The 26,021-nt window shown below is 58.8% G+C and carries 28 protein-coding genes and 2 tRNA genes; 5 read left to right on the forward strand and 25 right to left on the reverse strand.

Annotation, left to right across the window (positions count from 1 at the left end):
• Window positions 1–51: 51 nt before the first annotated feature.
• The 8 genes from ACR0DO_RS12460 to ACR0DO_RS12495 form a co-directional block, all read right to left on the reverse strand.
• On the reverse strand, window positions 52–675 hold the full coding sequence (locus tag ACR0DO_RS12460; RefSeq protein ID WP_480559110.1) for a hypothetical protein: 624 nt from the start codon (window positions 673–675) through the stop codon (window positions 52–54).
• Entirely contained in the window at window positions 672–5,996 is a 5,325-nt protein-coding gene (locus ACR0DO_RS12465) for a DEAD/DEAH box helicase (protein ID WP_480559112.1), read from the reverse strand. Before ACR0DO_RS12465 ends, ACR0DO_RS12460 begins: the two co-directional genes overlap by 4 nt.
• Window positions 5,997–6,209: 213 nt before the next feature.
• Window positions 6,210–6,284, reverse strand: a tRNA-Phe gene (locus tag ACR0DO_RS12470).
• A 79-nt stretch (window positions 6,285–6,363) separates the two neighbouring features.
• Window positions 6,364–6,546, reverse strand: a complete 183-nt coding sequence (locus tag ACR0DO_RS12475) for a DNA gyrase inhibitor YacG (RefSeq protein WP_480559114.1) — start codon at window positions 6,544–6,546, stop codon at window positions 6,364–6,366.
• On the reverse strand, window positions 6,543–7,565 hold the full coding sequence (locus tag ACR0DO_RS12480) for a ribonuclease E/G (RefSeq protein WP_480559116.1): 1,023 nt from the start codon (window positions 7,563–7,565) through the stop codon (window positions 6,543–6,545). The genes ACR0DO_RS12475 and ACR0DO_RS12480 overlap by 4 nt, the downstream gene beginning before the upstream one ends.
• Window positions 7,562–8,140 carry a Maf family protein gene (locus ACR0DO_RS12485; RefSeq protein ID WP_480559118.1) on the reverse strand — a complete coding sequence of 193 codons (579 nt, stop codon included), beginning with the start codon at window positions 8,138–8,140 and terminating at the stop codon, window positions 7,562–7,564. The genes ACR0DO_RS12480 and ACR0DO_RS12485 overlap by 4 nt, the downstream gene beginning before the upstream one ends.
• A gap of 11 nt (window positions 8,141–8,151) precedes the next feature.
• Window positions 8,152–8,370 carry a translation initiation factor IF-1 gene (gene infA, locus ACR0DO_RS12490; RefSeq protein ID WP_005978431.1) on the reverse strand — a complete coding sequence of 73 codons (219 nt, stop codon included), beginning with the start codon at window positions 8,368–8,370 and terminating at the stop codon, window positions 8,152–8,154.
• Between the two features lie 91 nt (window positions 8,371–8,461).
• Window positions 8,462–9,337, reverse strand: a complete 876-nt coding sequence (locus ACR0DO_RS12495) for a carbon-nitrogen hydrolase family protein (RefSeq protein WP_480559120.1) — start codon at window positions 9,335–9,337, stop codon at window positions 8,462–8,464.
• Window positions 9,338–9,479: 142 nt separating this feature from the next.
• Between ACR0DO_RS12495 and ACR0DO_RS12500 the strand changes: the two genes are divergently transcribed.
• Window positions 9,480–9,995 (forward strand): excalibur calcium-binding domain-containing protein, encoded by a 516-nt coding sequence (locus tag ACR0DO_RS12500; protein ID WP_480559121.1) that lies wholly within the window; start codon window positions 9,480–9,482, stop codon window positions 9,993–9,995.
• Window positions 9,996–10,004: 9 nt separating this feature from the next.
• Here ACR0DO_RS12500 and ACR0DO_RS12505 read toward each other — a convergent pair whose 3' ends face one another.
• From ACR0DO_RS12505 to ACR0DO_RS12550, 10 genes are all read right to left on the reverse strand, one after another.
• The gene (locus ACR0DO_RS12505) at window positions 10,005–10,598 is read right to left on the reverse strand and encodes a GNAT family N-acetyltransferase (protein ID WP_480559123.1); all 594 of its coding nucleotides are present in this window, start codon (window positions 10,596–10,598) and stop codon (window positions 10,005–10,007) included.
• Entirely contained in the window at window positions 10,591–10,989 is a 399-nt protein-coding gene (locus ACR0DO_RS12510; RefSeq protein ID WP_170327935.1) for a ketosteroid isomerase-related protein, read from the reverse strand. The genes ACR0DO_RS12505 and ACR0DO_RS12510 overlap by 8 nt, the downstream gene beginning before the upstream one ends.
• Before the next feature lie 2 nt (window positions 10,990–10,991).
• Window positions 10,992–11,444: an arsenate-mycothiol transferase ArsC gene (locus ACR0DO_RS12515; RefSeq protein WP_170448442.1), complete on the reverse strand. Its 453-nt coding sequence runs from the start codon at window positions 11,442–11,444 to the stop codon at window positions 10,992–10,994.
• A gap of 3 nt (window positions 11,445–11,447) precedes the next feature.
• Window positions 11,448–11,927, reverse strand: a complete 480-nt coding sequence (locus ACR0DO_RS12520; protein WP_480559125.1) for a UPF0262 family protein — start codon at window positions 11,925–11,927, stop codon at window positions 11,448–11,450.
• Between the two features lie 69 nt (window positions 11,928–11,996).
• Window positions 11,997–12,797 carry a glycosyltransferase family 32 protein gene (locus ACR0DO_RS12525; RefSeq protein WP_480559127.1) on the reverse strand — a complete coding sequence of 267 codons (801 nt, stop codon included), beginning with the start codon at window positions 12,795–12,797 and terminating at the stop codon, window positions 11,997–11,999.
• Between the two features lie 122 nt (window positions 12,798–12,919).
• The gene (gene hisD / locus ACR0DO_RS12530) at window positions 12,920–14,221 is read right to left on the reverse strand and encodes a histidinol dehydrogenase (RefSeq protein ID WP_480559129.1); all 1,302 of its coding nucleotides are present in this window, start codon (window positions 14,219–14,221) and stop codon (window positions 12,920–12,922) included.
• Between the two features lie 52 nt (window positions 14,222–14,273).
• On the reverse strand, window positions 14,274–14,741 hold the full coding sequence (locus ACR0DO_RS12535; RefSeq protein WP_480559131.1) for a GNAT family N-acetyltransferase: 468 nt from the start codon (window positions 14,739–14,741) through the stop codon (window positions 14,274–14,276).
• Between the two features lie 46 nt (window positions 14,742–14,787).
• Window positions 14,788–15,264: a DUF2948 family protein gene (locus ACR0DO_RS12540; protein ID WP_480559133.1), complete on the reverse strand. Its 477-nt coding sequence runs from the start codon at window positions 15,262–15,264 to the stop codon at window positions 14,788–14,790.
• Entirely contained in the window at window positions 15,261–16,529 is a 1,269-nt protein-coding gene (gene murA / locus ACR0DO_RS12545; RefSeq protein ID WP_480559135.1) for a UDP-N-acetylglucosamine 1-carboxyvinyltransferase, read from the reverse strand. The genes ACR0DO_RS12540 and murA overlap by 4 nt, the downstream gene beginning before the upstream one ends.
• Before the next feature lie 6 nt (window positions 16,530–16,535).
• Window positions 16,536–16,691: a hypothetical protein gene (locus ACR0DO_RS12550; RefSeq protein ID WP_480559137.1), complete on the reverse strand. Its 156-nt coding sequence runs from the start codon at window positions 16,689–16,691 to the stop codon at window positions 16,536–16,538.
• A gap of 83 nt (window positions 16,692–16,774) precedes the next feature.
• Here ACR0DO_RS12550 and ACR0DO_RS12555 point away from each other — a divergent pair.
• From ACR0DO_RS12555 to ACR0DO_RS12565, 3 genes are all read left to right on the forward strand, one after another.
• Window positions 16,775–16,849: transfer RNA gene (locus ACR0DO_RS12555), tRNA-Thr, on the forward strand.
• Window positions 16,850–17,027: 178 nt separating this feature from the next.
• Window positions 17,028–17,582 (forward strand): TetR/AcrR family transcriptional regulator, encoded by a 555-nt coding sequence (locus tag ACR0DO_RS12560; protein ID WP_480559139.1) that lies wholly within the window; start codon window positions 17,028–17,030, stop codon window positions 17,580–17,582.
• On the forward strand, window positions 17,582–18,418 hold the full coding sequence (locus ACR0DO_RS12565; protein ID WP_480559141.1) for a sterol desaturase family protein: 837 nt from the start codon (window positions 17,582–17,584) through the stop codon (window positions 18,416–18,418). The genes ACR0DO_RS12560 and ACR0DO_RS12565 overlap by 1 nt, the downstream gene beginning before the upstream one ends.
• A gap of 7 nt (window positions 18,419–18,425) precedes the next feature.
• Here ACR0DO_RS12565 and ACR0DO_RS12570 read toward each other — a convergent pair whose 3' ends face one another.
• Complete coding sequence (locus ACR0DO_RS12570) at window positions 18,426–19,118, reverse strand: Crp/Fnr family transcriptional regulator (protein WP_170448427.1); 693 nt, start codon at window positions 19,116–19,118, stop codon at window positions 18,426–18,428.
• Window positions 19,119–19,296: 178 nt separating this feature from the next.
• Between ACR0DO_RS12570 and hemA the strand changes: the two genes are divergently transcribed.
• A complete protein-coding gene (gene hemA / locus ACR0DO_RS12575; protein ID WP_480559143.1) occupies window positions 19,297–20,520 on the forward strand; it encodes a 5-aminolevulinate synthase in 1,224 nt (407 codons plus the stop codon).
• Between the two features lie 55 nt (window positions 20,521–20,575).
• On the opposite strand, the gene ACR0DO_RS12580 is transcribed toward hemA, so the two are convergent.
• The 6 genes from ACR0DO_RS12580 to ACR0DO_RS12605 are packed head-to-tail and all read right to left on the reverse strand — an operon-like array spanning window position 20,576 to window position 25,994.
• Window positions 20,576–20,863, reverse strand: a complete 288-nt coding sequence (locus ACR0DO_RS12580) for a cytochrome C oxidase subunit IV family protein (protein WP_480559145.1) — start codon at window positions 20,861–20,863, stop codon at window positions 20,576–20,578.
• A 5-nt stretch (window positions 20,864–20,868) separates the two neighbouring features.
• Window positions 20,869–21,417: a cytochrome c oxidase subunit 3 gene (locus ACR0DO_RS12585; RefSeq protein WP_480559147.1), complete on the reverse strand. Its 549-nt coding sequence runs from the start codon at window positions 21,415–21,417 to the stop codon at window positions 20,869–20,871.
• Window positions 21,414–23,336, reverse strand: a complete 1,923-nt coding sequence (locus ACR0DO_RS12590) for a nitric oxide reductase activation protein NorD (RefSeq protein WP_480559149.1) — start codon at window positions 23,334–23,336, stop codon at window positions 21,414–21,416. Before ACR0DO_RS12590 ends, ACR0DO_RS12585 begins: the two co-directional genes overlap by 4 nt.
• A 9-nt stretch (window positions 23,337–23,345) precedes the next feature.
• Window positions 23,346–24,155 (reverse strand): AAA family ATPase, encoded by an 810-nt coding sequence (locus ACR0DO_RS12595; RefSeq protein WP_480443201.1) that lies wholly within the window; start codon window positions 24,153–24,155, stop codon window positions 23,346–23,348.
• 5 nt (window positions 24,156–24,160) lie between these two features.
• Window positions 24,161–25,528 (reverse strand): cbb3-type cytochrome c oxidase subunit I, encoded by a 1,368-nt coding sequence (locus ACR0DO_RS12600; protein ID WP_170332379.1) that lies wholly within the window; start codon window positions 25,526–25,528, stop codon window positions 24,161–24,163.
• A 16-nt stretch (window positions 25,529–25,544) separates the two neighbouring features.
• The gene (locus ACR0DO_RS12605) at window positions 25,545–25,994 is read right to left on the reverse strand and encodes a c-type cytochrome (RefSeq protein WP_170448418.1); all 450 of its coding nucleotides are present in this window, start codon (window positions 25,992–25,994) and stop codon (window positions 25,545–25,547) included.
• Window positions 25,995–26,021: the final 27 nt, after the last annotated feature.

Raw genomic sequence — 26,021 nt, forward strand, 5'->3', positions numbered from 1 at the left:
TTGGGAAAGTCATTCAATATCGGGCGTTACATCACGCATTGTGGCGCGGACTTATTTGTCTTTAGGATTCCAATAAAGCGAAACTGCTTTATGTCTAACGCCGAAGTCCAAACCGGAGCACTCGTGCTTGTGGGTAGAAACGAATGATAGAGGGTTTTCATCTTCGCCGTCAGAAATGCTGACGTCCGGATTTCGGGTTGCTAACTCGTCCCGCCACTTGGACACCACGGCCATTGGATTCTGGACAAAGCAATAGATCAAGACGTCTCCTTGATCTTGCCCATAGTTGCCCGTCGAGTACCGGGTAGATAACTGTTGAAAGCCCTTGTCTAACCAAGAATAGCTGCTGTGAATTTTAGCTTCCGCCAGCCATAAAAAGTCGTCACGCTCTTCAACGACAATGTCGCAATGCCCCCCGACAGAGGCGTTGTGTACAGCCTTCACACCGCCTATCTTGAGCATACTGCATACTTGAACAGTCAGACCATCTTCATCGTCATCTTGCTTCTTTTCGCGGTGTTTCACCAGTTCACTACAGGCGAAGTCAACGAGTCTTCTGACCGCTCGCACACGACCATCGTGATCTTGCGCATAGACAAAATCTATACCAGCTTCCTGCGCCGTTCCTAAAAACGGGGCTTTGAGCGCGGCGAGAGCGTCCGGGGTGATCGTCATGACACCGGCACCTCAAACAGATCGTTGTCCAATTCGAAGAAGGGCACAACCCGTTCAGATGCGCCTGCGACATCCTCGTTTGTCAGCGGATGCAGGACCGTATCGACATCCAGCGCGCGTTGGAATTCTTCAGGACTAAGCGGATGCCGCGTGCCGTCATCATCCACGAATTCCGCTGAGGCGCGGAAGATCGCGTATTCGGACTGCACCAAAATCGCCAAAGCCGCGATCACATCCTTGGTCAGTTCGTCCCTTCCCAGAAGACCTAGGAGGCCGCTGACGCGTAGGGTTTGCTCTGGGGCCACCTTACCGACACTGACAGCGTCGACGATCTGTAGGGCAGTCTGAGCGGCTTCTGTGCCCGCCCAGTGCTCGTTGATCGCTGACTTGAGCTCGGCGACGGTGCGGACGCCTTTTTGCTCGCCCGTGTCGATGTCCAGCGGCGGGAGGCTGTTCACGATCTTCATTGTCTCAAGGCTGACGGTGATCACGCGTTGGAACAGCTCCAGCGGGTACTTGGGGTCGCCGACCGTCTCGTTGGCGTAGTCGTTGGCGTCGTTGACGATGCCGCTCTTCTTATCGGTCTTCACGACCTGCCGTTCCATCACCCATTCCAGCGCGGGCTTGCCGTTGACGACGTAGTCATAGGCCTCAAGAGGCACGTTCTGGATCGTGATGTTGTCGTTGTAGATGACGGTCGTGAGGTCCTTTTCCTTGCCCTTGCCGCCCCATTTCCATTTATTGGTATGCCTGACGCGGTAGAAGGCGACAGGATCGCTCTGGGCCTCTGGGATAAGGTCGTGGGTGCCTTCCTTGAACGTGACCATATACGGCTCAACGCTTTCGAAGTTCACATGCAGATTGCCCAGCGCGCGGCCCGCGTCGCGGAAGGCGGCGAAGTCTTCGAAAGTCCGGACCGCTGGAATGCGGGGGAGCTCTTTAGTCAAATTGTCTGCGTAACGCTCCAAGTACTGGGGTGAGTGCAGCAAACCGTAGACATAATAAAATATGTCTTCTTTATTGATGTTCTCTTTGGGATACGCCGTTTTGAAATGGGCTAATCCTTCATCGGAGATGGCGTCACGACGGCGCAACTCTGAAGTTTGACCGTCAAAAAGACCGCCAACCTCTACTTGCTCATCATACAAATAAAGAGGAAAACACTGGGTCCCGGCTTTTGCTGCGGTCACTGAAAGGTCTTGGGGCAAATCCGACATCAAGGCGGAGAATGGCGTGACGTTTCCGGGCGACGGAAGGCTTATAATCAAGTTATCCCCGCCACCTTTTGGAAAGATTTTGGGGAACTGACCAGTTCTATGAATGAATACCTTATCATAGTAGAATTCAAGCTTTTGAAATGGTCGATACACAGCCCTTGCAATATGCTCTTCTGAATATTCCCCTTTTTCACCTCGTTCGAGACGAGGAATAAGGCTGCTCGACCACTTAATTCTCTTTGGATCGCCATCAATAAAGTCAGAAGTAGCAACGCCAAGTGGTTTCTCGCGAAACCGCTCAACCTCGACATTGAATTTGTCGATCATACGCTTCATATTTTGGGACAATTTAGACTTGGAAGCGTTGAACGCCCAAGCGTCTCGGTTTGAGTTGATTCCCAGTGAATAATTCTCAAACAGACAGGACTCTGAAACGTCGTTTTTGGACCCAATTTTGATGAAAGCATCGAAGGATGTGTCGCGCTGATTAATCCAATCGTGCTGGTCATCCGGGAAAATACGATTCCAACCATCCTGGCTTGTAATCCCCGAAATACTCCCAAATTCAGCTATTCTTGCGAGCTTTTGCAGTCGATCCAAATAGTCCCCAATGTCGTGAAACCATATCCGACCATGCTCTAATGCGTTAGGGTTCTTCACAAAGACACTGATGCCAATGGGAGCTCGACTTCCAGAGCCAAAGGTTTGGCCGCCCTCTTTTCGCGCTCGCTCACCGCTGGTACGAGTGTTTCCGCGTAGATGAAACACATACAAGTCCGTAAATTCTTCTTCGAGGCACGCGCGAAGCCCGTCAGCAGTGTTGCCTTCGATCCATCCGGCGTTGCTTACGTACGCTACTATCCCAGCGTCTCCAATTCTATCGGAAGACCAGCGCAATGCTCTAATGTAGCTGTCATAAAGAGCGTTCTTTTTGTTGGCAGTAGATCTTTTTGCGTATGTGTCTCGGATTCGCGCATCGAGACCGGGATAGGACACATTGGCGTTGTTATCATTTGCGCTAGTTTGCCCCGCCGAATAGGGCGGGTTTCCAACAATCACGCGGATATCCAGCTCTTTCTGACGAGTACGACGCTCTGAGTTGTCGGGCAGCAGCTCCGCGATCAAGTCGCGTTCTTGCTCGTACATTTGGAACGTATCGGTGAGCAAGATGCCCTTGAACGGCTCATAGGGAGCGTCTTTGTTCAGCTCCCCCTGCGCCAGTTCGTGATAGACCGTTTCGATGTTCACGGCAGCAATGTAATAGGCCAGCAGCACGATCTCGTTGGCGTGAATCTCGTGCTTATATTTGCGCTCCAGCTCTTCGGGCGCGATCAGGCCAGATTGCAGCAAGCGGGTGATGAAGGTGCCCGTTCCGGTGAAGGGGTCAAGGATGTGGACGCCTTGCGACCCCAGCGTTTGCCCGAACTGGGCCTTCAGCACGTCGTTGACCGAATGCAGGATGAAGTCGACCACTTCGACCGGGGTGTATACGATGCCAAGGCGCTGGGTGAGGACGGGGAACGCCCCTTTGAAGAAACTATCATAGAGCTTCAGGATCAGCTCCTGCCGCCCGTTTGCCGTGACCACATCCGCCGCGCGGCGTTGGACGCTGGCGTAGAATTTCTCAAGGCTTTCGGATTCCTTGGACAGGTTGTGCTGATCAAGCTGGCCTAGCACGATCTCCATCGCGCGGGAGACCGGGTTTTCCTTGGTGAACTCGCTGGATTTGAAGAGGGCGTCGAAGACCGGTTTGGTGATGAGGTGCTGCGCGAGCATCTCAATTGCTTCGTCTTCGGTGATTTCCGGGTTCAGGTCGTCTTGGAGTTCGGCAAGGAAGGCGAGGAAGGCGTCGCGTTCTGGTCCCTCGTGCGCGACGATGGTCTTGATGCGGGTGATGTGGGTCTGGGCGATCTCTGCGATGTCCTTGGCCCACTTGTCCCAGTATTCCCGGGTCCCGCATTTCTCGACGATCTTCGCCATGATGGCGCGGGTGAATTCGTCGAAAACAAAGGCCTGCTGCGCGTTAGCGAGGTCTTCGCGACGGGGCGCTGGGCCTTCCTTGCCAATTTCTGAGCCGGGTTTGTTGCGCTTCTGCTTGTTGGTGTCGAAGTCATCTACAACCGCCGTCAACTCCCTCAATTCGGTCTCTGAGGATATGCTTACCAGTTCGACCTTATCGCTGATGTCCTCGCCCAGCTCCGCTTGGTTGATCCGGGCGTCCAGACGCTCGTCATGGGCGCGAAGGGCGTTGAGGATTTGCCAGACGACCTTATAGCGCTCATTGTCGTTTAGCGCCTCTTCTGGCTTCGTATTGGGCGGAATGGCGACAGGCAGGATCACGTAGCCCAACTTCTTGCCCTCGGCGCGCCGCATAACGCGGCCTACGGACTGCACAACGTCGATCTGGCTCTTGCGGGGGTGCATGAACATGATCGCGTCCAGAGCGGGCACGTCGACGCCCTCAGAGAGTACGCGGGCGTTGGTCAGGATGCGGCACGTGTTGTCGCCTGCGTCATCCTTAAGCCAGTTCAGCATTTCCTCGCGTGAGCTGGCATTGTAGCTGCCGTCGATGTGGCGAACTTCGGTGCTCAGGTGACGGTCGTCGTCGATCAGCTCGTTGCCAACATATTCGTCGACCACCTGCGTGAACTCGTCTTCTATGATCTCGGACTTCTTGATGGTCTGACAGAAGGCCAGCGCACGCTTCATGGGGCGCGGGTCAAACTCAAGGTCTTGTGCGAGGTCGGTCTTCGTCAGCGCCTTGTAGCACCCGATGATCTTGGTCGCGTCATCTAGCGTCAGCTCCGGGCCGTCTTTCAGGCGGTTCTGGATGGTTTGTGATACCAAGCCTTCATCAACAGCAAGGACGACCACCTTGTAATCCGTCAGAAGCTCGTTCTCGACCGCCCAACCAAAGCCACGATGGAACAGGTCTTTGCCGAACTTGCCCTCATCATCCATAGACGCCAGACGGGCGTCATAGTCATCCGCCTTGCGTTTAGCTGTATCCGCAAAAATTCGCGGGGTCGCGGTCATGTAGAGGCGTTTCTTTGCCGCGACATAGGCGTTGTCATGGATGCGGACAAAGTTGCTGTCGTCCTCGTCCTTTAACGTAACACCTGTCGTCCGGTGCGCTTCGTCACAAATCACCAAATCGAACTCTGGCAGACCGTGGTTCTTTTGCGCACGGGTGAGCACGTCAATCGAATGATAAGTAGAAAACACCACGGTCATTTGATCTAACGGCGCGGACAGGACTTGACTGGCCAGCTTCTCAGGGTCCGTCGTCGCAGGGAAAGCCAGATCATGCACGTTCAAATCAAGGCTGTCCGCGTCCGCTCTGCGTCCCACCTGTGTATCGGAACAGGCGGAGAATGCGGTGAACGGGTCCTCACTATCATTCTTCCATTCTCGAACTGTCTGGGACATCAGCGCGAGCGAAGGAACCATGAACAGGACGCGCTTACCCGGACCAGCGAGCGTTTCCGCTATGCGCAGCCCCGTAAAAGTCTTCCCCGTGCCGCACGCCATGATCAACTTGCCACGATCTGCTGTTTGCAACCCAGTCTGCACTTCGCGAAGAGCGTCTTTCTGATGATCTCGGAGCTGCTTTTTTGGCGCTAGGCTAACCGAACCAGAACGGATGAACTGCGACCAATCAATGCGGCTTGCCTCAAGCTCTGCGACACTTATCCGGTTCCATTCCTTCGAAAGTTTGTCCAGCGTCTCCTGCGTGTTGCGACCAAGCTCTTTGTGCGTGGTGTCCGCGATGACCAATCGGGTAAAAAGATCGTTCGAAGATGCGGATATAAAGCTGTCGATATCAGGCTTTTGGATTGTGTGATTGGGCGCGTAGAACTTGCACTGAATCGCCGCAAAACCAGACCCGTCAGACAATGTACCAACGAGATCGATGCCCGTGTCAGCGTTGCTCCATCCTTGCGATGTCGCCCAATCTGCAAACGTCTCAACCTTAGAATAATACTGACGCTGAGTATCATCGTTTTCCATGAATACCCGAACAAGGCGTTCGAAATAGTCGCCCTTCTCGCGTTCGGTCCGCGCGGATGCGCGGTACTCTTCCAAAATGTCTTGTAAGCGCACCTGTCACTACCCTGTTTATTGATTTTGTTCTTCCGACTTGTCGCCGGTTGGGGAAACCTAACGTACGCTGGGCGTACCGTCCAGCAAGGGGAAGTCAGTAGAGCTGAGAGATTCATCAAAATGGACAACTCAAAAACCGTCCATAGAGCTGTACATAGAATGTTTCGCGCATCGCTCTAAGCGATTGATTTTGATATATTTTTCCTGATTAAATGGTGCCCGGGGGCGGAATCGAACCACCGACACGAGGATTTTCAATCCACTGCTCTACCCCTGAGCTACCCGGGCACGGGAACGATGTTTATCGTTGGGTGGAGGCCTTCTATGACTTGCCACAGGCAGTGTCCAGAGGCTTTTTGACATTTTTTTAATGTGGGCGCGATTGCCCGGTTTCGCCTTCGGGGACATCTGCGTCCAGGTCCTCTTCGCGCTGCGACGGGACCGCATATGACCCGTTCAGCCACTTGGCCAAATCGACGTCAGCGCAGCGTTTGGAACAGAACGGACGGAATCTGATCACCGTGTCTTCGCCACAGATCGGACAACTCATTTCAGCACCTCCGTCAGGGGAATACGGCCACGTTTGCGCTGCAGTTCATAGTGCCCCAGCGAGGTCCAACCGGCCAAAGTGGTCTCGATCCCATCCGCCTTGAAAGCAGCGCGCAGGGCCGATTCAAATCCCCGGCGGTCTTTCTTAGGCATGGGGGCAAGATCCAGGGTGATTTGCCCGCCGAGACCGCGTACACGCAGCGCGCGGGGCAGCGCCTTGGCACAGGCAAAATTAACCTTGGTACCAGCGGCCAGAGACGTATCGGAGCCGGTGTTCACATCCACGGCGACCAGCGCGCGTGTGGGCTGGATATAGAGATGCCCTCCGCCCGGCAGCGGCTCGGAAATTCCACGCGCAACGTCCAGAGCATCCAGTACACCATGCGCCTCGAACCCACCGGCTTGGGTCACGACCTCGGCCGGGTCGGTCCAGTCGCGCCAGGCCAACACTTGCGGGCCGTCCCCTTCCAGCAGCAGTTCGGGCTCGGTTCCGTGGTCGTTGATAACCTGATCGGCATGGGCCAGCATGGCGCTGATATCTTCAGCGATCTCGCCTGCGTCCTCTCCCGCGCAACAGGACCGCAGGATCAGGCCATAATCGTTGCCCTCCATGCACTCATGCGCGATCTCGAGCAGGCGGTCGCGTTCATCCTCGTCACGGATGGAACGCGAAATATTCAGGCCCGGCGCATCGGGTGTGACAATCGCATAGCGGCTCTTGAACAGGATGCGGTCGGTTACAGGCAGCGCCTTGCCCGGCTCGGCGTAACCCGTCACCTGCACCAGCATCAGCGCACCGGGGGCAAGCCCCTTGACCTGCCGCAAAAAGGCCGGGCCATCGGGTGTTGTCAGGAACATGCCGCCCTGCCCTTTGACCGGACGGTCGGCGCGGGCGCGATAGATCGTACCCGGCGCAGGGGCATCTGCGGCGATCAGGAAATCGTCCAGCTTGCCATCCACCATCAAGGCAGCGGCTTCGCGGTTGTCGATGTGGTCCAGAACGATGGTGCGACCCTTCATGATGCCTCACGATACAGGGGATAGCCGATGCCTTGCAAAAGGGCGGCTGTTTCGGAAAGGGGTAGACCGACGATGCCGGTGAACGAACCCGAAATCCACGGGATGAACGCGCCAGCCGGACCTTGAATGGCGTAAGCGCCTGCCTTGCCCTGCCAATCACCGGTGGCCAGATAGGCGTTGATCTCAACGTCCGCCAGGCGTTTGACCTTGACCTGAGAAACCACGTCGCGTTGCAGCACCCGATCCCCGCGCCGCACAGCGACCGAGGTGATCACACGGTGCCGCCGACCGGACAGAGCGTGCAGAAACTCAGCCGCTTGCCCTGCATCTTCGGGTTTGCCCAGAATGCGGCGGCCCAGCGCGACAGTGGTATCTGCGCAGAGGGTGATATCGTCATTATCCGCCTGAACCGCCTGCACTTTTTCCCGCGTGATGCGGCTGCAATAGGGCACCGGCAGTTCACCCTTCAGAGGCGTTTCGTCAATGTCCGGGGCGCGGATGGCATCGGGCTGCACGCCAAGCTGGGACAGCAGGTCCAGCCGCCTTGGGCTGCCCGATCCTAAGATAAACGCCATTGCGGCAGGCGTTACTTGAAGCGGTAGTTGATCCGACCCTTGGTCAGATCATAGGGGGTCATCTCGACCTGAACCTTATCGCCGGCCAGAACACGGATGCGGTTCTTGCGCATCTTGCCTGCCGTATGTGCGATGATCTCATGGCCGTTTTCCAGCTCGACCCGAAACGTCGCATTAGGCAGGAGTTCCTTCACGACACCGGGAAATTCGAGCGTATCTTCCTTGGCCATGTTGTCTCCATCATTACGTTGCACTCGCAGAATCTGCGAGGATGTGCGCTTAAATGAGCCTATTTTGGGCTTATTTCAAGGGCGGAATCACCTAAAGGGGGGATATTGTGACTGAATCGACTCGGGGCGCCTGCTCCTCCCAGTGGGTGCGGTTCAGTACATTTCCGTCGGCGCGGACCTCGGCAATGGCTGACAGGTCAACCTCAGCATAGGTCCAGCCGGGCTGGTTCAGGGTGCCCTCGGACAGCACGCCGGTCGCCGGAAAGCCCTTGTCCGGCGGGCCGAAAATGCCGCCGGTGCCGGTGTTCATGTCTACCGCCTCGGACCAGTCATTGTTGCCGACCAGCGAAGCCATCACCGTAACGCATTGATTTTCCAGCGCCCGCGACATCGCGCCGATCCGTACGCGCCAATAGCCTGCCAGTGCCTCGGTACACGAGGGGACGAGGATCAGGTCGGCTTCATGCAGGGCGCGGCCCAGCAGGGGAAACTCGCTGTCATAGCAGATCAGAACGCCGATCTTGCCCAAGGCGGTATTGAACAGCTTGAGCGGGCCGCCGGGTGCGATATCCCAATCCTCGCGCTCGAACCGGGTCATGATCTGCTTGTCCTGATGACCCTGTTGACCATCGGGGGCATAGATCACGGCACGGTTCACCGGACGGCCCGGACCATCTACGACCGGAGCCGACGCACCCAGAATGTACGTATTGTATTCCCGCGCAAGACGCTGGTGCAGAGCCTGGGTATCTTCCATCCGATCCGACACCGCCCGGATCGAACGCTCCAGATCACCGGCCACTCCGGTGCCATCGAGCGTTGAAAGCTCCATCGCTCCGTATTCGGGGAAGACCAGCAATTCGGCCCCCTGCTTGGCCGCGTCAGAAACCCAGTGATCCAGCTTGTCCTCATATTGCGCCCAACTGTCGAGCCAATCGAGGTTATAGGCGGCAGTTGCGACTTTCATGGGTGGCATCCATTCAACAGGTCAGAGATTTTGACATCCGGTTTCCCGGCCCAGCATTGCAGAGCTTTCTCACATGGGAAAGAAATGTGCTCAATTCCGAAAACAACCTTTTCACCTGTTCAGGCGACATCCTGAGGTTTCGATGAAAACACTCTTTCCGACCAGCCTTGCTTGTACTCTGCTCGTAGCCTGCACTTCGCCAATCGCCTATCAAACAGCCAGCACCCCGGACCTTTGGGTTCAGCATAGCGCAGCACAATCGCCGTTAGAACTGGCTTATATCGAAGCTGAACTGGCCAGCCGGGGGCAGCGCAGCTCTGGGGCGTCCTATCTGGGCCAGCGAACGGCTGTTGCTTATGGAAAGCCCGTGTACCAACGGGACGCCGAGCGATCCGGTGATCTGGATTGCAGCGACTTTGCCTCAGCCGCCGAGGCGCAAAAGGCGTTTCTGGCCGCAGGCGGTCCGCTGTCAGATCCCAACAATCTGGATGCGGACGGAGACGGGTTGGCCTGTGAGTGGGGTAGAACCCTTACAGAAAACGCCAAGCGATACCGCGCGCCGGTGCAACGCTCGGCATCGCGCACGTGCTATATCGGTCCGCGCGGCGGGACATATACGATCACGTCAAGCGGAAATAAGAATTACAGCGGATGCTGAAAAACGCGCTTACAGATCCCTGATCCAGAACTGCAACGGTTTCTGGGTCTCGTCCTCTTGACCGACATCCTTCCACGAAAACTGCGCCACCGCGCCGGGCAGCGGTTCATATCCCCGCGCGCGCCAGAAGCCATCCAGTGGGCGGTAGCTTTCCGGTCGCATCGGATGATCTGCCGGGCGTTGCACGCTACAGAAGGCGCATTTGCTGAACCCCATCGCGCGAGCGTGGGTCTCGCGCAGGTCGAAGAATTTGTGGCCAACACCTTGCCCCCGATAGTCAGACAGCAGAACGGATTCAGCGCAGTAGAAGATTTCGGACAGATCCAGCCCGGACCCATCGAAGGCTGCGGCGAAATCGTCGGCGTGTTCATTCAGAGGCGCCCCGGTCGAGGCTCCGAACAGGCGGTCGCCGTCAAAGGCTCCGACCACGATCGCCTTATCGCTGTCGCGGTAGGATTGCAGGTACTTGCGTTCATAACCCAGATCACCGTCATACAGGTACGGCCACGCCCGAAACACTTCGATCCGCAGGCGCGCCACGTCGTCCAGAGCGGCCTCAAGCGCCGCTCCGGTCAGGGGGCGGACGGCGGTGACCTCAGCCATTCGAGACCTGCTTGGTCCAGTCGGCGAGATTGTAGAAGGTGGTAACGCGGGTGATCTTGCCATCCTTCAGGTCAAAGAACGACCCGGCGGGCAGACGATAGGTCTGGCCGTGGGCTTCGGGCAGGCCTTCGTCGGTTTCCAGATAGGTGCCGTTGACAATGAACTCGGCCGCCGCGCGGGTGCCGCCTTGGGCGTCGAACACCACGATATCGGTCAGGTTCTCGCGGTAGCAGCGGTTCATGTGATCGCAGAAGGCGGCGAATTTCTCTTTGCCGACACGGATCTGGCCTTCGTTCACATGATGGGCCACGTCATCGGACAGGCAGGCCAGCATGCCGTCCACATCGCCAGCGTTGAATGCCTCGAAATAGGTCTTGACGGTCTGGTTCATTGTCACTCCGTAGGTTCGCCCCAGCGTTCTTTCAGATGCCCGATGATCTGATCACGGGTCTGTCGGTAGTGATGTAGCTTTTCTTCGCGATTCTCGCCCAGCCCGGTAGGGTCCATTATTGGCCAATAATCGACATCCAGGTGAAAAATCCGGGTCAGTTCCAGCGCTTTTCGCTGACTGGCGGGCGACAGGGCAACCACCAGGTCAAAGGAACTGAGGTCATCGCCCCATTCCTGCATCTCGTCGAACGAGCGCGTCCGGTGGCGCGAAAGCTCGACCCCGATCTCCTGGCAGACAGAAATGCAGAACCCGTCAATCTCAAGATCGTTGCGCACTCCGGCGGATTGCACATAGGTGCCGGTGCCATAGAACTTCTTCATGATGCCTTCGGCCATCGGAGACCGGACCGAGTTATGGTCGCAACAGAACAGGACCGACTGCGGCAGAGGCGTCACCCGTCAGCCCCCGAAGTGCAGCACGCAGATCAGCGTGAACAGACGGCGGGCGGTGTCGGTGTCGATATCCGCTTTTCCTTCCAGCCGCTCCTGCAGCACGCGGCTGCCTTCATTGTGGATGCCCCGTCGGGCCATATCGATGGTTTCAATCTGACTGGGTGGCAGGGTCTTGACCGCGTTGAAGTAGCTTTCGCAGATCTGAAAATAGTCTTTGACCACCTGTTTGAACGGCCCCAGCGACAGGTGGAATTCGGCCGCTTTTTCCTCAGCCTCGGTGGCGACATCGAACACCAGCCGCTTGTCCCGGATCGACAGCTGGACGCGATACGGCCCTTCAGGCACCTCGCGCCCGTCCCGCTGGGGCAGCGCAAAGCGGTTTTCTTCCAGCAGGTCATAGATGGCAACCTTGCGCTCCTGCTCGATCTCGGGGGTCGGCGGGGGCAGGTTACGGTCATCCAGTTCGATATGCGAAATGCGGGTCATTTGCGTCAGGTCCGTTCGGGTCGAGACAGACTTATCGCAACTGAAAACCATGAACAACGCGGGAATAAGCTAAATCGGGTGCATATTCGGATCGATCTGGTGCTTTCGCAACAAATGATCCACCAGCGCGCCACGTTTCAGGCTTTGAACGTCAGCAAATATCTTCCGAAACCACGATCCATGAAAGTGGATCGACATCTTGTTCTGCCAATCCAGGAAATCCAGCTTGGACATGTCCGGGTCATTCCAAAGATGCCGGAATCGTGGAGGCAAAGCATACAATTCCGCGCGTGGGACCCCTCGTGACATTTCACCGCTCTGGCTAATGAAATAATACAGCATAGGCGGCCCCAAACTGAACAGGGGCAAGCTCCAATACGTGGATTTTCCATACAGTTTCAGATAGGCCTGTTTGTGCGCGTCCGGCCACCAAGGTGGCACCAGATCACTGTCAAAAGCGAAATCGCACATGGCCTGAAGGGACGGGCTGTCGTTTGGAAAGGCCATGACGCTGTTGATCAGTCGCTGGTTCTTTTTGTTTCCAAGCGGGAAAAGGTAGCCGTCCTTTGCTGTCAGCGGGCGAAGGGCATAGATATCCGCATCCACCCAGATATAGTCGGTTTTCTGAAGCAGTTTCAGCCGGAACAAGTCTGCGTGCACCGCCACGGATCGGTTGATCGGATCGCGGTAAATCTCTGGCGCATCGTATATTTCCCGGGCGTCCCGGACTTCGATATAGTCCGGAATGTCCTCAAGATCGCCATAGTGGTAGACGATCAGCTTTTGATCGACATCCGCAAAGGACTTCAGGCACAGATGTTCAAGGAAACTGAACCTCTTGCCGATCCAGAGGGTAGCTGCGCGCTCCAAGTTCAACTCCTTCCACCAGATTGCCGCTGCGACTGCGCCGCAGGTCGGCATTCAGGTTCAAGCCTTTTCAGCGTGCCGGACATCAGATTGAAAGACGCTGTGACCGGCAGGCCATATAAGGTTCAGCCATTCAAACGTTTAAGCCGCGCGGTGACCGACAGGCCATGCGCTTCCAGGCTTTCGGATTGCGCCAGTTGCTCGGCCGCGGGGCCAATCGCACGCAGCGCTTCGGGCGTCATCTGGCTGAGTGTGGTGCGTTTGAGGAAATCCATCACGCTGAGGCCCGACGAAAACCGCGCCGACCGCGCTGTGGGCAGCACATGGTTGGGGCCGCCGACATAATCGCCGATTGCTTCGGGTGTGTACTGACCCAAAAAGATCGCGCCCGCATGGACGGTTTTGCGGCTAAGCGCAACCGGGTCGGCGACGCACAGCTCAAGGTGTTCCGGGGCAATGCGGTTTGACAGTGCCGCAGCCTCGTCCAGATCGCGGACGGTGATCACCGCGCCAAAGTCGCGCCAGCTGGCCCCGGCGATCACGCGGCGTTGCAGGGTTTCCAGACGCACTTTGACAGCCTCTGCCACCGCCTGCCCAAATCCGGCATCATCGGTGATCAGGATCGATTGCGCGCTTTCGTCATGCTCGGCCTGGCTGAGAAGGTCCAGCGCGATCCAGTCGGGATCGTTGTCCTTGTCCGCGATCACCAGGATTTCAGACGGCCCGGCAATCATATCAATGCCCACCTTGCCAAAAACCCGGCGCTTGGCAGCGGCGACAAAGGCGTTGCCGGGACCTGTGATCTTGTCCACCGGCGCGACGGTCTCGGTTCCGTAAGCCAGCGCCGCAATCGCCTGCGCACCGCCGATGCGATAGATCGTATCCACACCCGACAACTGCGCCGCCAGCAGGACCAGAGGGTTCACCTCCCCGTCCGGCGTCGGCACCGCAATGGCCAGCCGCTCGACCCCCGCCACCTTGGCCGGGATCGCATTCATCAAGACCGATGACGGGTAAGAGGCCAAACCACCCGGCACATAAAGTCCCGCCGCCGAGACCGCTGACCAGCGCCATCCCAGAGTCGCTCCGGTGGCCTCGGTCCATTGGTGATCTTCGGGCATCTGCTTTTCGTGATAGGTGCGGATGCGTTCCGCAGCCAGTTCCAGCGCCGCACGGTCCGCGTCCGAGACCTGCGCCACCGCATCCGCGATCTCATCAGCGGAAAAGGCCAGCGTTTCGGGCGTCAGGTCCAGCCGGTCGAATTTGGCGGTCAGTTCAATCACTGCCGCGTCACCGCGCACACGAACATCCTCGATGATCTGCGCCACGGTGGCGTCCACATCCGGGCTGTCTTCTCGCTTGGCCGACAACAGCGCCTGAAAGGCGGTTTCGAACTCGGGCGATGAGGAATCGAGGAAAACGGGCATGGTCTGGCTCTCCGGGCGTTTGATCGGGACATATCGCCGGGATGGGCTGGCCTCAACCCTTCTCGGCAGGGTGCAGCGATTTGCGCATGGCGAAACAGGAAACGTCGCCACGCGCACCGCATTGTCCGGTGGGTTGCCAGCCGTGTCTCTTGTAGAATGCCTGCGCCGTTCGCGTCGCCTCAAGGCGGGCTTCCGCATGGCACAAGGCGATCAGTTCCTGTTCCAGCCGTTGCAGCAAGGCAGATCCGATGCCATGCCCGGCGTGATCTGGATCGATATAGAGCAGCGTGATCTCATTGTCGCGCAGGCCACCAACGGCAGCCACCTGCCCTGCACATTCGGCCACCCAAATCTGAGCCCCATCCCTGATCCAGCCCCGGATCGTCTCCGGGTCCTTGTTCGCCGTCCATTTCGCGATGGCCTGCGGGTCACCCCGGTGATCGGCCTGACACAGCTGTGTGATCGAGCGGATCAGAACCCGGCTCAGATCGAACACGTCGAACACGGTCGCGCGACGCACCTCCAGACCCGTCGGCAGCCCCGAGAACGCTTGCGATATGCCGCGCTTATTCCGGATGGTGCGGGGCCTGCCCCGACGGAGCCTGATAGGGCCGCGTCACATCCTTGAGGGTTGCGTCAATCGCCTCGACCGACAAACGGATTGCGCCGTCACCGGCCAGCGTCAGGATGATCTGACCCGCGCCGTCCTCACCCGGCTCGAAATCGACCGACAGCAGGGACATCACCATTTCCTTGTCGCTGCGATCCACACCCTGGCTTGCCACCGAAAGCACTGAATCGAACACCAGAACCGACTGCACCCGCTCGAACGCACGCCTCCGGCGGGTGGCGGCGTCCTTGTCCTCCCAGCGAAAGCGGTTCAGCAGCAGGCCGAAACGGCGCTGCGACGGCTGCCATGTCATCTCGGTCACCGGGAATACGGCATCCTGCGTCAGGGTCGAGATGACCTGCAGGTCATCGCCATCCTCGGCGCCCAGGTTCAGCGGGGCCTCGCGCCCGTCGTGGAAACTTGCGTCTGTCATTCGCCCTTGATCCGTTCGATTTTGGCGCCCACGCCTTCCAGCTTGCGCACTACATGTTCATATCCGCGATCCAGATGATAGACCCGGCTGACCGTGGTTTCCCCTTCGGCCGCCAGCCCCGCCAGGATCAGCGATACCGAGGCGCGCAGATCCGTCGCCATGACCGGCGCACCCTTCAATTGCTCGACACCGGTGACCGTAGCCGTCCCGCCATGCACTTCGATTTCCGCACCCATACGCACCAGTTCAGGGGCATGCATGAAGCGGTTCTCGAATATGCGCTCTTCCAGAACAGAGGTGCCCTCGGCCGTGCACATCAGCGCCATCATCTGCGCCTGCAGGTCGGTCGGGAAACCCGGGAACGGTTCGGTGATCACGTCCACCGCGCGTACGCGCCCATTCTTGCGGGCCACTTTCAGACCCACGTTGGTTTCAGAAACGCTGATCCCTGCCGCATCCAGTTTTTCAGCGAAGGATTCGACAAGGTGCATCCGACCGCCCAGCAGCTCAACCTCACCGCCGCAGATGGCCGGAGCCAGCATATACGTGCCCAACTCGATCCGGTCGGTCACGACCTGGTGGGTCGCGCCGTGCAGGCGATCAACGCCCTGAATTTCGATGGTCGAGGTCCCCTCGCCCGATATCTGCGCCCCCATTTTGCGCAGACATTCGACCAGATCGACGATCTCGGGCTCACGCGCGGCGTTCTTCAGTACCGTGGTACCCTTGGCCAGCGTGGCCGCCATGACGATGTTCTCGGTCGCACCGACGGAGGCAAAGCGCATCTCATGCACCGCACCTTTCAGACCACCCGGCGCCTTGGCGTGCAGGTAACCGTCCTCAAGCTCAATCTCGGCGCCCAGCGCCTCGAGCCCTTCCACATGCAGGTCCATCGGTCGCGCGCCAATCGCACAGCCACCGGGCAGCGACACGACCGCCTCACCGAACCGGGCCAGCAACGGGCCAAGTACGAGGTTCGAGGCCCGCATCTTGCGCACGATCTCATAATCCGCCGTGTGGCTGGTCAGGTCGTGACTGGACATCGCCAGCACCTGCCCGTCCTGCAGCGAAGACACCTCGGCACCCAGAGACTGCAGCAGGGCGGTCATGGTTTTGATGTCGCTCAGCCGCGGCGCATTGGTCAGCGTCAGCGGTTCTTCGCTCAGCAAGGTCGCGGGCATCAGCGTCAGACACGCGTTCTTGGCCCCCGCAATCGGTATCTGACCGTTCAGCGGCCCGTTGCCCGTCACCAGAATCGAATCCATCTGCTCTTATCCCTCGTCCTTGTCGGCTTTGTCGGTTTGGGTTGCACGCGCCTTGGCCTGCGCCTTGCGCCGCGCCATATTCGCCTTCAGCGCCGCCTTCAGCCGCTCTTCGCGCGCATCCCCGGCTTTGCCGTGTTTTTTGGGTGTATTTCTGTCTGCCATAATCTTTCTCTACAGGAGGCGAAAAAAACCGTCCAGACACCCTTGCGCCCCGTTTCGTTTGAGTCTAATCACCCGCCCACAGCGCTGCTGTAGCTCAGAGGTAGAGCACTCCCTTGGTAAGGGAGAGGTCGAGAGTTCAATTCTCTCCAGCAGCACCATGACCATCTTCCTGACATCATGCACTTGTACCCACAGCACGCGACTTGTGTCGATGCAGCGCGACGCGCGTTGCTGTCTATTGCTGTGAAGGCGCATAACTCGCCCCCGCAGGGATATCTCTCAGTTTTCTCGCACCGGCATCTTGAATTGATGCCTCATATGAGACACATATGTCTCATGACTAGTATTCGACCAGAAACCCGCGACGCCATCACAGAAGCCGCCTTCGAGGTGTTCTCGGAACACCCGACAGCCTCGCTTGGTGATATTGCCAAACGGGCGGGCGTGGGCCGGGCGACGTTGCACAGGCACTTCCCCGGCCGCCCCGAGCTTATGCGCGCCCTTGCCGGAATCGCCCTCACCGAACTGGAACAGGCGGTAGAGACCACAATTGCAGGCGCGCAGAGCTCTGCTGAAGAGTTTCGCCTGTCCATTCACGCCATCGTACCTCTGGCCAACCGGCAGTGGTTTCTGGCCCATGAGGCACCTCAGGCCGATCCGGCAACCGCCGAAGCCTATGCCGCCAGCCGGGCAGAACTTCTGCGTGACATCGAACAGGCAAAAACCGAAGGCGTGTTCGATGCACATATCCCGACCGAATGGATCGCCGAGGCCTACGACAACCTGATCTACGCCGCCTGGTCCCTTGTGCGTTCCGGCGAGGCCACCCCCAAACAGGCTGCGGACCTGGCCTGGCGCACGCTTTCCTCGGGCCTGAAAGGAGACATCTGATGAACCTTGAAACCCTGACAACGCAGATCGGCGAAGCGTTCTTTGTCATCGGTGCCGTGATATTTCTGATCGAAATTGCCGAAATGGTCATCAAGGGTGAATTCAAGGCCAAAACCTTTGGTGAAATACTGACCAGCGGGTCTACGCAAATCCCCTATGTCCTTGTCGAGACCTTCATCCTGACGGGCGCATATGGCCTCTACTGGATCATCGCGCAGGAAATGCCGTGGTCGATCCCCGTGACGTGGTGGAGCCTGACTTTGGTCGTGCTGCTGGCCGACATTACCTATTACTGGGAACATCGTATCGCCCATAAGGTGCGCCTGTTGTGGACACAGCACGCAGTGCACCATTCCTCGCGGGACCTGAACATCGCCACCGGGGTCCGGTTTGGACCGCTGGAAGGTGTCTGGTCTCTGATCGCCCACCTACCGCTTGCGTTCATGGGCTTTGCGCCCGAGGCCATCATCTTCGGGCTGGTCGTGGTGCTGGCCTATCAGCTCTGGCTGCACACGGAACTGATCGGCAGGCTGGGGCCGCTGGAGTGGGTTCTGAACACGCCCTCTCATCACAGGGTCCACCATGGCTGCGACGACAAGTATATCGACAAGAACTATGGCGGCATCCTGATCACCTGGGACCGGCTGTGGCACACGTTCCAAGCCGAAGAAGAAACTCCGCGCTATGGTCTGACGCGCGATTTCAACAGCCAGAACCCGGTCAAGGTCTGGTTTTCGGAATGGCCGCGGCTGATCCGCGACATCAAGGGCGCAAAAAGCCTGCGCCACGCAATGAGCTATCTTTTCAGGTCACCCGGATGGAACCCGAAACGCTGATCCGGGATCATTTTTCCGACGGGTCGCTTTCGGCATAGTCCCGCAGGCGTTCGATATCGGCAATCTCGGCGTGGTTGCGGTTGATCTTCACACCAACGGTCTTGAGCCGCGAGAAGGCGCGGCTCAGACTTTCCGGTTTCATCCCCAGGCGCCCGGCGATCAGCATCTTGTCATAGGGCAGTTCCACGTCGCAGGCGTCAGCATCGGCATCGCACAGGCCCAGCAGAAACTCGGCCACCCGCTGTGCACCCGTCTGCGCCTTGAGCTGTTCCAACTGCGCCACCAGCGCGTGCAGATGAGTAAAGGTTGAGGCCAGAATCGACACGCCGATCTCGGGGTCTTCCTTCATCAGCGACAGCAGCACCGGGCTGGGGATATGCATGATCTCGCAGGCGGACACAGCCTCGGCAGAGACCGGGTACGGGACATTCCGCAGGGCGACCGCCTCGCCAAAGCTTTCGCCGCGTGTAAATACGCTGACCACAGCCTCGGACCCGGTGGGGGACATGCGGAACAGCTTGACCCAGCCGGCCAGTACCACATGCACGGCCTTGGCCTCTTCTTCCTGCAGGAAAATCGTCTCACCGCGATCATAGCTGCGCCAGATCGCGTGGCTGAGCAGAGTATCAACATGCTGTTCCGGCAAGCTCTTGAGCAGGAGCGATTGCCGAGCGATTGCTTTTTGCGCTTCGTGGGCCAAGAAGGTTCCCCTTTTCCCTAGTCGATCTTCTGACCGGTACATCCTTCAAGCTCAGGCTATGCCAAAGCTCAGCCCAACGCACCAGTCTTTTCCCGGGTCAACTTGACTATTGTCATGTTGCGGCAGCTTCAACGCGCATACCTTCACCCCAAAGCCAGTATTCCGGGGAGCTAGAAAGATGGACTACGAGCGATTTTTCAGCCAGAGCCTCGATAGTTTGCGGGAAGAAGGAAACTATCGTGTCTTCATCGACTTGCAACGTCGCTGCGGGTCTTTCCCGAACGCGCGCCAAACCGATGGGCAGGTCCAGCGGGACGTGCGTATCTGGTGCTCGAACGATTATCTGGGCATGGGGCAGCACCCTGCAGTGATCTCGGCCATGCATGATGCGCTGGACCGCTGCGGCGCTGGCGCGGGCGGCACGCGGAACATCTCGGGCACCACCCATGATCACGTGCTGCTGGAGACCGAACTGGCCGATCTGCACGGCAAAGAGGCCGCGCTTTTGTTCACTTCGGGTTATGTTTCGAACTGGGCCGCTCTTGGCACGCTGGCTTCGAAAATCCCCGGTCTGATCGTGTTTTCAGATGCCTTGAACCACGCCTCGATGATCGAAGGCATCCGCCACTCACGCGCCCAAAAGGTCATTTGGAAACACAACGACCTTGAGGATCTCGAGGCGAAACTGGCCGCCGCTGACCCCGATGCGCCGAAGATGATCGCTTTCGAATCGGTCTATTCGATGGACGGCGACATCGCCCCGATCAAAGAGATCTGTGATCTGGCCGACAAATACGGTGCCATGACCTATCTGGATGAGGTTCACGCCGTTGGCCTCTACGGCCCGCGCGGCGGCGGCATTGCCGAACGCGAAGGCCTGATGGATCGCCTGACCGTGATCGAGGGTACGCTGGGCAAGGCCTTTGGCGTTGTCGGCGGCTACATCGCCGCTTCGGCCGCGCTGTGCGATTTTGTTCGCAGCTTTGCCAGCGGGTTCATCTTTACCACCGCCCTGCCCCCGTCGATTGCGGCAGGTGCCGCGGCCTCGATCCGGCACCTGAAACAGTCGAACGCCGAGCGCGACCTGCAAAAGGCCCGCGTGGCGCAGGTGCGCGCCCGTCTGGACGCCGAGGGCATTCCGCATCTGCCGAACCCCAGCCATATCATCCCGGTGATGGTGGGTGATCCGGTGAAATGCAAATTCATCTCGGACACGCTGCTGGAAGAGTTCGGCATCTACATCCAGCCGATCAACTACCCGACCGTCCCCAAAGGCACCGAGCGTCTGCGGATCACACCGTCACCGGTTCACACCGATGCCGATATCGACCATCTGGTCAATGCGCTGTCAGCCCTGTGGCAACGGTGCCAGATCGCGCGGATGCCGATGGCCGCCCAATAACCAAAGCGCCCCTTGCTTGGAAGACTGCCGCCCTCATGGGCGGCTTTTTTCTTTCTCAGATCAGGTAGAGGCCGAAAATCAGCACCGCAAACGCGGTCAGAACCATGGTGAATCCGCGCAGCCAACCCGGGCTGTGGGAAAGGTCCAGATATTGGGCAAGGATTATGCGGGATTTGGTCAACGCAAGGATCAGAATCCCGGCGCCCAATAGCTTCGGTGGTATGGGTATCAATGTCAGCAAGGCGGATGCGGCGCTGAGCGCCAGCAGGGCAAGCCAGGCGCGGGTGATTGGGCTTGGGAGCCTCCGGCGGGAGTATTTGGGAAAAGATGAAGAAACGCGCATCGCTTTCATCCCAGCAGGTAGATCACGGGGAACAACATGATCCAGACCAGATCGACCATATGCCAAAACTGGGCGCCTGCCTCGATATTGCGAGGATCATCCTTCCAGGAGACCAGCAGAAGGATGCCGACCCCGGCCAGCACATGTGCAGCGTGAAAGCCCGTCAGCAGGTAGTAGAACAGAAAGAACGGATGCGTTTCGAATCCGATCCCCTGCGCCGCCTTGTCTGCGTATTCCGTGCCCTTGATGATCAGGAACACCACGCCCAGCAGAGCCGCCCCGATCAAGGCTAGACGCGCCGCCCCACGTCGGGCAGCCTGGCGCCAATGCAGGGCCTGTGCGGCAAGATAGCCGGATGTGACCAGAACGGCGGTGTTGAACGCGGCCCCCGTGCGGTGCAGATGCGACTGTGCCTCGGCAAAGCCCGCCGGGTCGGTCAGGCGCACCCCCATGAAGGCGACCATCCCGGCGCCGAAGACCAGCAGTTCCGAGATGATCAGGACCCACATCAGCAACTCGCCCGGAAGCTCGTCGATCAGAGAGGTTTCGCTCATGCGCCGACCAGTTGGCGGTAGATTTGCGGCAGAGCCATTGTCAGGCGGTGCGGGTCGGGGATGACGGCAAAGCCGCCCTGCCCGAACATACGCGGGAACCAGCTTTTGCCGGTTTTGTCGATGGTGACGCCAAAGACCGATTGCCCGGCCCGACGGGCCTCTCGCACGGCCATGCATGTGTCTTCGATGCCGTGGCGACCTTCGTAATGGTCCAGGTCGTTGGGCTTGCCGTCGGTGATAACCAGCAGCAACCGGCGTTTGCGGGATTGCTCTGCCAGATCAGACGAACAATGCCGGATCGCGGCCCCAAGGCGGGTATAGTGGCCGGGGCGGAGCGATGCGATGCGTTGTTCGACCCTTGTGCCCATCGGCTCATCAAACCGCTTGCAACGTTGCACATAGACACGCTGACGCTTCAGAGAGCTGAAGGCGTGGATCGCGAAATCATCGCCACAGGCGTTCAGGCCCCAGGCGAGCGCGGCCAGTGCCTCGCGTTCGATATCGATCACCGCGCGGCCCGTGACGGCGCTTTCGGTAGAACGGCTGACATCCAGCAGAATCGACACCGCCAGATCACGCGCCACGGGGCGGGATTGCATCCAGATGCGTTCGTTGCCCTCGCCGCTGGCCATTCGGTCGGTTTCGGCGCGGACTGCGGCTTCGATGTCCAGCTGATCGCCGTCCAGATGGCCGCGTGTCATCACCCGGCCGGGGCGCAGGGCCTCGAACTGGCGTTTCACGGCACGGATACGGCGGGCGGTGGCGGGATCCTTGCCGAACTCGGCGGCATCCTCACGGATATCAGCATCCGACAGCAGAACGTTCACGTGATCCGGCAGGTACTGCCCGGTGCGCACGTCCCATTCGGGATAGAGGATACGGCCAGACAAACGCTCGCGGTTCACATCCTCGGGCGCAAGGTCCAGATGCAGTTTCAGCTTGGTCGGCGGTGCTTTGGATATTTGACCCAGCCCGATCTCTTCCTGATCGTCCGCAGCCTTTTTGGCGTTGTCGGGGTCGTCATCATCGACCCGGCGGTTAAGATTCAGGAACTCAGCCCAGCTGAGGATCGCTTCGAACTTGTGCAGGATCAGGCTGTCTTTCCGCTCGGCCTGGTCGGATTTGCGGCGGCGGGCGCGGTGGGTCTTTTCACCGGACTCCTCGGGCTCGCCCTCGGTTTCCGGATTTTCGACCTCGTTATGTTCGGAAAAGCCGACAGCGCGCAGCTCGGGCCACAGCGGCACCGGGCGAAATGGCTGATAGCCGCGCGGGGCCGTGATCTCAGCGTCCATCTCATGAAACGCCCGGGCGCGGTCCGATAACGGCTCGGGATCGCCCAGCATATGGCGCACGATACCTTCCACCGCAGCCTCAACCGGCGGCAGATCGGGAACGCTGCGCTGGTGCAGCACCCCCTTGCACAGTTCGGTGTAAAGGGGGCGCAGGCCCGGGGCGTCGTCCAGTGTGGCCTCGACCATCGCCTGCGCTGCCGCCAGCGCGCGCAGATCGGCGCGCAGCGGGTCTTCTTCGTCAATTCGGGTTCCGGCATGAGCCGCCGCAGCGGCCAGCCAGACATAAAGTGCGCCGTTTGCCTCGCGCGCAGGAAAAACAGTCAACCGATCCGGCAGGCGCAATACCTCGCCATCGAACGAGGCGCGCGGCATCAGTTCGACCTCGGTCGCCAGCTTGCGGCGCCAGCTCAGGCGGTGACGTGAAACCTCGGGCGAGACCGGGCGCAATTCAACGCCCGGACTACCCCCAAGCCCTCGGAAGAGGACTGCCAGCCGCCCCGCGACCTCTGAGAGGTCGACCGCGGCTCCAACATGCACCTCAGGTGCATCGAGGCGGCTGGCAAGGGTGTGCCACAGTTTCCCGATCGTTTCTTCGGGTTCCCATGGCTCAAATTCGATCCTGACCATCGGCCGGCCTCACCCAAAGACAGCCGTGACAAGATCGAGGAGCCCGCGTTTGATGTCCTCATCATCAGTCAGAGGTTCGATCATAGCGGCAAGGATGGCGCGGTCGGTCGACATGCCCTGTGCGATCAGTGTCGCGGCATAGACAACCAGACGGGTGGAAACGCCTTCCTCAAGGTCCTGACCCTTGAGCCCGCGCAGCTTGTTCGCCAGCCGGATCAGCGGCTTGCAGCGCTCCAGCGCCAGCCCGCTTTCCTGGGCGACAACTTCGGCTTCCATCTCGGGCGACGGGAAGTCGAACTCGAGCGAGATGAACCGTTGCCGGGTCGAGGGTTTCAGGGTTTTCAGGATATTCTGGTAACCTGGGTTGTACGAGGCCACCAGCATGAAGCCGGGTGCGGCCTCAAGCTCTTCGCCGGTGCGGTCGATCGGCAGGATGCGCCGGTCGTCGGTCAGCGGGTGCAGCACCACGGTGACGTCCTTGCGGGCTTCGACCACCTCGTCAAGGTAGCAGATCGCGCCTTCGCGCACCGCGCGGGTCAGGGGGCCATCGACCCAGACGGTCTCGCCGCCTTTCAGCAGGTAACGCCCGATCAGGTCGGCAGCGGCCAGGTCGTCGTGGCAGGCCACGGTATAAAGCGGGCGTCCAAGTTTGGCGGCCATATGGGCCACGAACCGGGTCTTGCCGCAGCCTGTCGGTCCTTTCAGCAGAACCGGCAGATCGTTGTTGTAAGCAGCGGTGAACACATCGCATTCATCGCTTTGGGGCAGGTAGAAGGGGGCGTTAGCCGCCCCCTCATTCAGTTTTATGGAGCCGTCCATATCCATTACTCCGCAGGGGTTTCAGCTGCGCCGGATTCAATGACCTCTTTCCGGGGAACCCAGATCGAGTAGATGAACAGCAGCGCACCGAGGACAACGACGACACCCGAACCAAGACGCATCCAGTAGAAGATCGCGATCTGGTCTTGCACGTCCATGAAGTAGTCACCGACCACACGTTGCATGTGTGTCTGCACGGTACCGCCGAACGTCAGCACGAAGGTCATGAAGACCATGCCGCTGGTCATCAGCCAGAACGAACCCATGTTCAGAACCTGATTATAGGGATCGCGGTTCTTGAGGATCGGCATCGCATAGCTGAAGATCGCCAGGTTGAGGCAGACATAGGCACCGTAGAAGGCCAAGTGACCGTGTGCGGCGGTGATCTGCGTGCCGTGGGTATAGTAGTTCACCCCGTGCAGCGTGTGCAGGAAGCCCCAGACACCGGCGCCGAAGAAGGCGAGCGTGGCACAGCCCAGCGACCACAGCAGCGCGGCCTTGTTGGGGTGGTCACGACGGCCTTTCCAGACCATGACGAAGGCAAAGGCCATCATCGCGAAGAACGGGATCACCTCGAGGCTCGAGAAGATCGAACCGATCCACTGCCAGTACGCAGGCGTACCGATCCAGTAGTAGTGGTGACCTGTCCCAAGGATGCCCGAGAACAGCGCGGCGGCGACGATGACATAGAGCCATTTTTCAACGATCTCACGGTCGACACCGGTCAGCTTCAGCATCAGGTAGGCCAGGATCGAGGCCATGATCAGTTCCCACACGCCTTCAACCCACAGGTGGACAACATACCACCAGTATTGTTTGTCCAGGGCCAGGTTGCCCGGATTGTAGAAGGCAAACAGGAACAGCAGCGCCAGACCCCACAGACCCAACAGAAGGATGTTGGTGATGGCGGTCTTCTTGCCCTTCAGAACGGTCATCGACACGTTGTAAAGGAAGATCAGCGCGGCCACGACGATACCCGCCTTGACCCATTTGGGTTGTTCAAGGAACTCGCGGCCCTCTTTACCCAGCAGCCAGTTGCCTTCGAACAGGTTGAACACATAGGTCACAACCACGCCCAAAGTACCGACCACCAGAATGATCAGCTGCAGATAGGCCAGTTTGGTCGAGTGAATCTCGCGTTCGGATTCTTCCGGGATCAGGAAGTAGGCCGCACCGAAGAAGCCCAGAATCAACCAGACGATCAGCGAGTTGGTGTGCAGCATCCGTACGATGTTGAACGGCAGAAGCTCACTCAGGAAGTTTGGGAACACATAGATCAGACCGGCCAGCAGGCCGCCGATCACCTGGATCGCAAACAGGGCCATTGCTACGGCAAAGTAGGCATAGGCGATTTTTTGGGATTCGTATTTCATTGCTCCGTTCCCTTTCTCAGCCTGCCTCGTTGGGCGGCCAGCCCTGAGCGTCGATATTATCCGTCCAGATCAGGAAGTTGGTCAGGTCGCGGAGTTCTTCGTCGCTGAGGTTGAATTGCGGCATCTGCCGACGACCGGGAATGCCGGTCGGCTGCGCCTCCATCCAGCCTTTAAGGGATTCAAAGGCCGATTCCGGGTCGTCGAGGACACCCCAGCGGGTCATTACGTTCGCGACTTCGGGCGCAAAGTAGGCACCTTCACCCAGGATCGTATGACAGTTGATACAGGCGTGTTTTTCCCAGACATGCTTGCCCCGAACCACACTTTCATCGAGCTTTGCCGAGTTCTCGGAATTCACGATATACCAGTGGGAATGGGCCGACAGGGCCAGGAAGATGAGGATAAAGAACAGTGACCCGCCATAAAATATGTTGCGGGCCATGCTCTTGGTCATGACTTCTCGCATTGCGCTCTCCTTTGCGCAGATTAGCTA

It is taken from the genome of Ruegeria sp. AM9 (genome assembly GCF_056540565.1).

What these genes read in the sequence shown, in the direction of transcription:
- ACR0DO_RS12585 (WP_480559147.1), bottom strand. Translation starts at nt 21,417, where the DNA reads ATGAGCGAAACCTCTCTGATCGACGAGCTTCCGGGCGAGTTGCTGATG.
- hemA (WP_480559143.1), top strand. Translation starts at nt 19,297, where the DNA reads ATGGACTACGAGCGATTTTTCAGCCAGAGCCTCGATAGTTTGCGGGAA.
- ACR0DO_RS12580 (WP_480559145.1), bottom strand. Translation starts at nt 20,863, where the DNA reads ATGCGCGTTTCTTCATCTTTTCCCAAATACTCCCGCCGGAGGCTCCCA.
- ACR0DO_RS12500 (WP_480559121.1), top strand. Translation starts at nt 9,480, where the DNA reads ATGAAAACACTCTTTCCGACCAGCCTTGCTTGTACTCTGCTCGTAGCC.
- ACR0DO_RS12495 (WP_480559120.1), bottom strand. Translation starts at nt 9,337, where the DNA reads ATGAAAGTCGCAACTGCCGCCTATAACCTCGATTGGCTCGACAGTTGG.
- ACR0DO_RS12605 (WP_170448418.1), bottom strand. Translation starts at nt 25,994, where the DNA reads ATGCGAGAAGTCATGACCAAGAGCATGGCCCGCAACATATTTTATGGC.
- ACR0DO_RS12485 (WP_480559118.1), bottom strand. Translation starts at nt 8,140, where the DNA reads ATGGCGTTTATCTTAGGATCGGGCAGCCCAAGGCGGCTGGACCTGCTG.
- ACR0DO_RS12480 (WP_480559116.1), bottom strand. Translation starts at nt 7,565, where the DNA reads ATGAAGGGTCGCACCATCGTTCTGGACCACATCGACAACCGCGAAGCC.
- ACR0DO_RS12550 (WP_480559137.1), bottom strand. Translation starts at nt 16,691, where the DNA reads ATGGCAGACAGAAATACACCCAAAAAACACGGCAAAGCCGGGGATGCG.
- ACR0DO_RS12510 (WP_170327935.1), bottom strand. Translation starts at nt 10,989, where the DNA reads ATGAACCAGACCGTCAAGACCTATTTCGAGGCATTCAACGCTGGCGAT.
- ACR0DO_RS12595 (WP_480443201.1), bottom strand. Translation starts at nt 24,155, where the DNA reads ATGGACGGCTCCATAAAACTGAATGAGGGGGCGGCTAACGCCCCCTTC.
- ACR0DO_RS12560 (WP_480559139.1), top strand. Translation starts at nt 17,028, where the DNA reads ATGACTAGTATTCGACCAGAAACCCGCGACGCCATCACAGAAGCCGCC.
- infA (WP_005978431.1), bottom strand. Translation starts at nt 8,370, where the DNA reads ATGGCCAAGGAAGATACGCTCGAATTTCCCGGTGTCGTGAAGGAACTC.
- ACR0DO_RS12505 (WP_480559123.1), bottom strand. Translation starts at nt 10,598, where the DNA reads ATGGCTGAGGTCACCGCCGTCCGCCCCCTGACCGGAGCGGCGCTTGAG.
- murA (WP_480559135.1), bottom strand. Translation starts at nt 16,529, where the DNA reads ATGGATTCGATTCTGGTGACGGGCAACGGGCCGCTGAACGGTCAGATA.
- ACR0DO_RS12540 (WP_480559133.1), bottom strand. Translation starts at nt 15,264, where the DNA reads ATGACAGACGCAAGTTTCCACGACGGGCGCGAGGCCCCGCTGAACCTG.
- ACR0DO_RS12600 (WP_170332379.1), bottom strand. Translation starts at nt 25,528, where the DNA reads ATGAAATACGAATCCCAAAAAATCGCCTATGCCTACTTTGCCGTAGCA.
- ACR0DO_RS12590 (WP_480559149.1), bottom strand. Translation starts at nt 23,336, where the DNA reads ATGGTCAGGATCGAATTTGAGCCATGGGAACCCGAAGAAACGATCGGG.
- hisD (WP_480559129.1), bottom strand. Translation starts at nt 14,221, where the DNA reads ATGCCCGTTTTCCTCGATTCCTCATCGCCCGAGTTCGAAACCGCCTTT.
- ACR0DO_RS12475 (WP_480559114.1), bottom strand. Translation starts at nt 6,546, where the DNA reads ATGAGTTGTCCGATCTGTGGCGAAGACACGGTGATCAGATTCCGTCCG.
- ACR0DO_RS12565 (WP_480559141.1), top strand. Translation starts at nt 17,582, where the DNA reads ATGAACCTTGAAACCCTGACAACGCAGATCGGCGAAGCGTTCTTTGTC.
- ACR0DO_RS12520 (WP_480559125.1), bottom strand. Translation starts at nt 11,927, where the DNA reads ATGACCCGCATTTCGCATATCGAACTGGATGACCGTAACCTGCCCCCG.
- ACR0DO_RS12460 (WP_480559110.1), bottom strand. Translation starts at nt 675, where the DNA reads ATGACGATCACCCCGGACGCTCTCGCCGCGCTCAAAGCCCCGTTTTTA.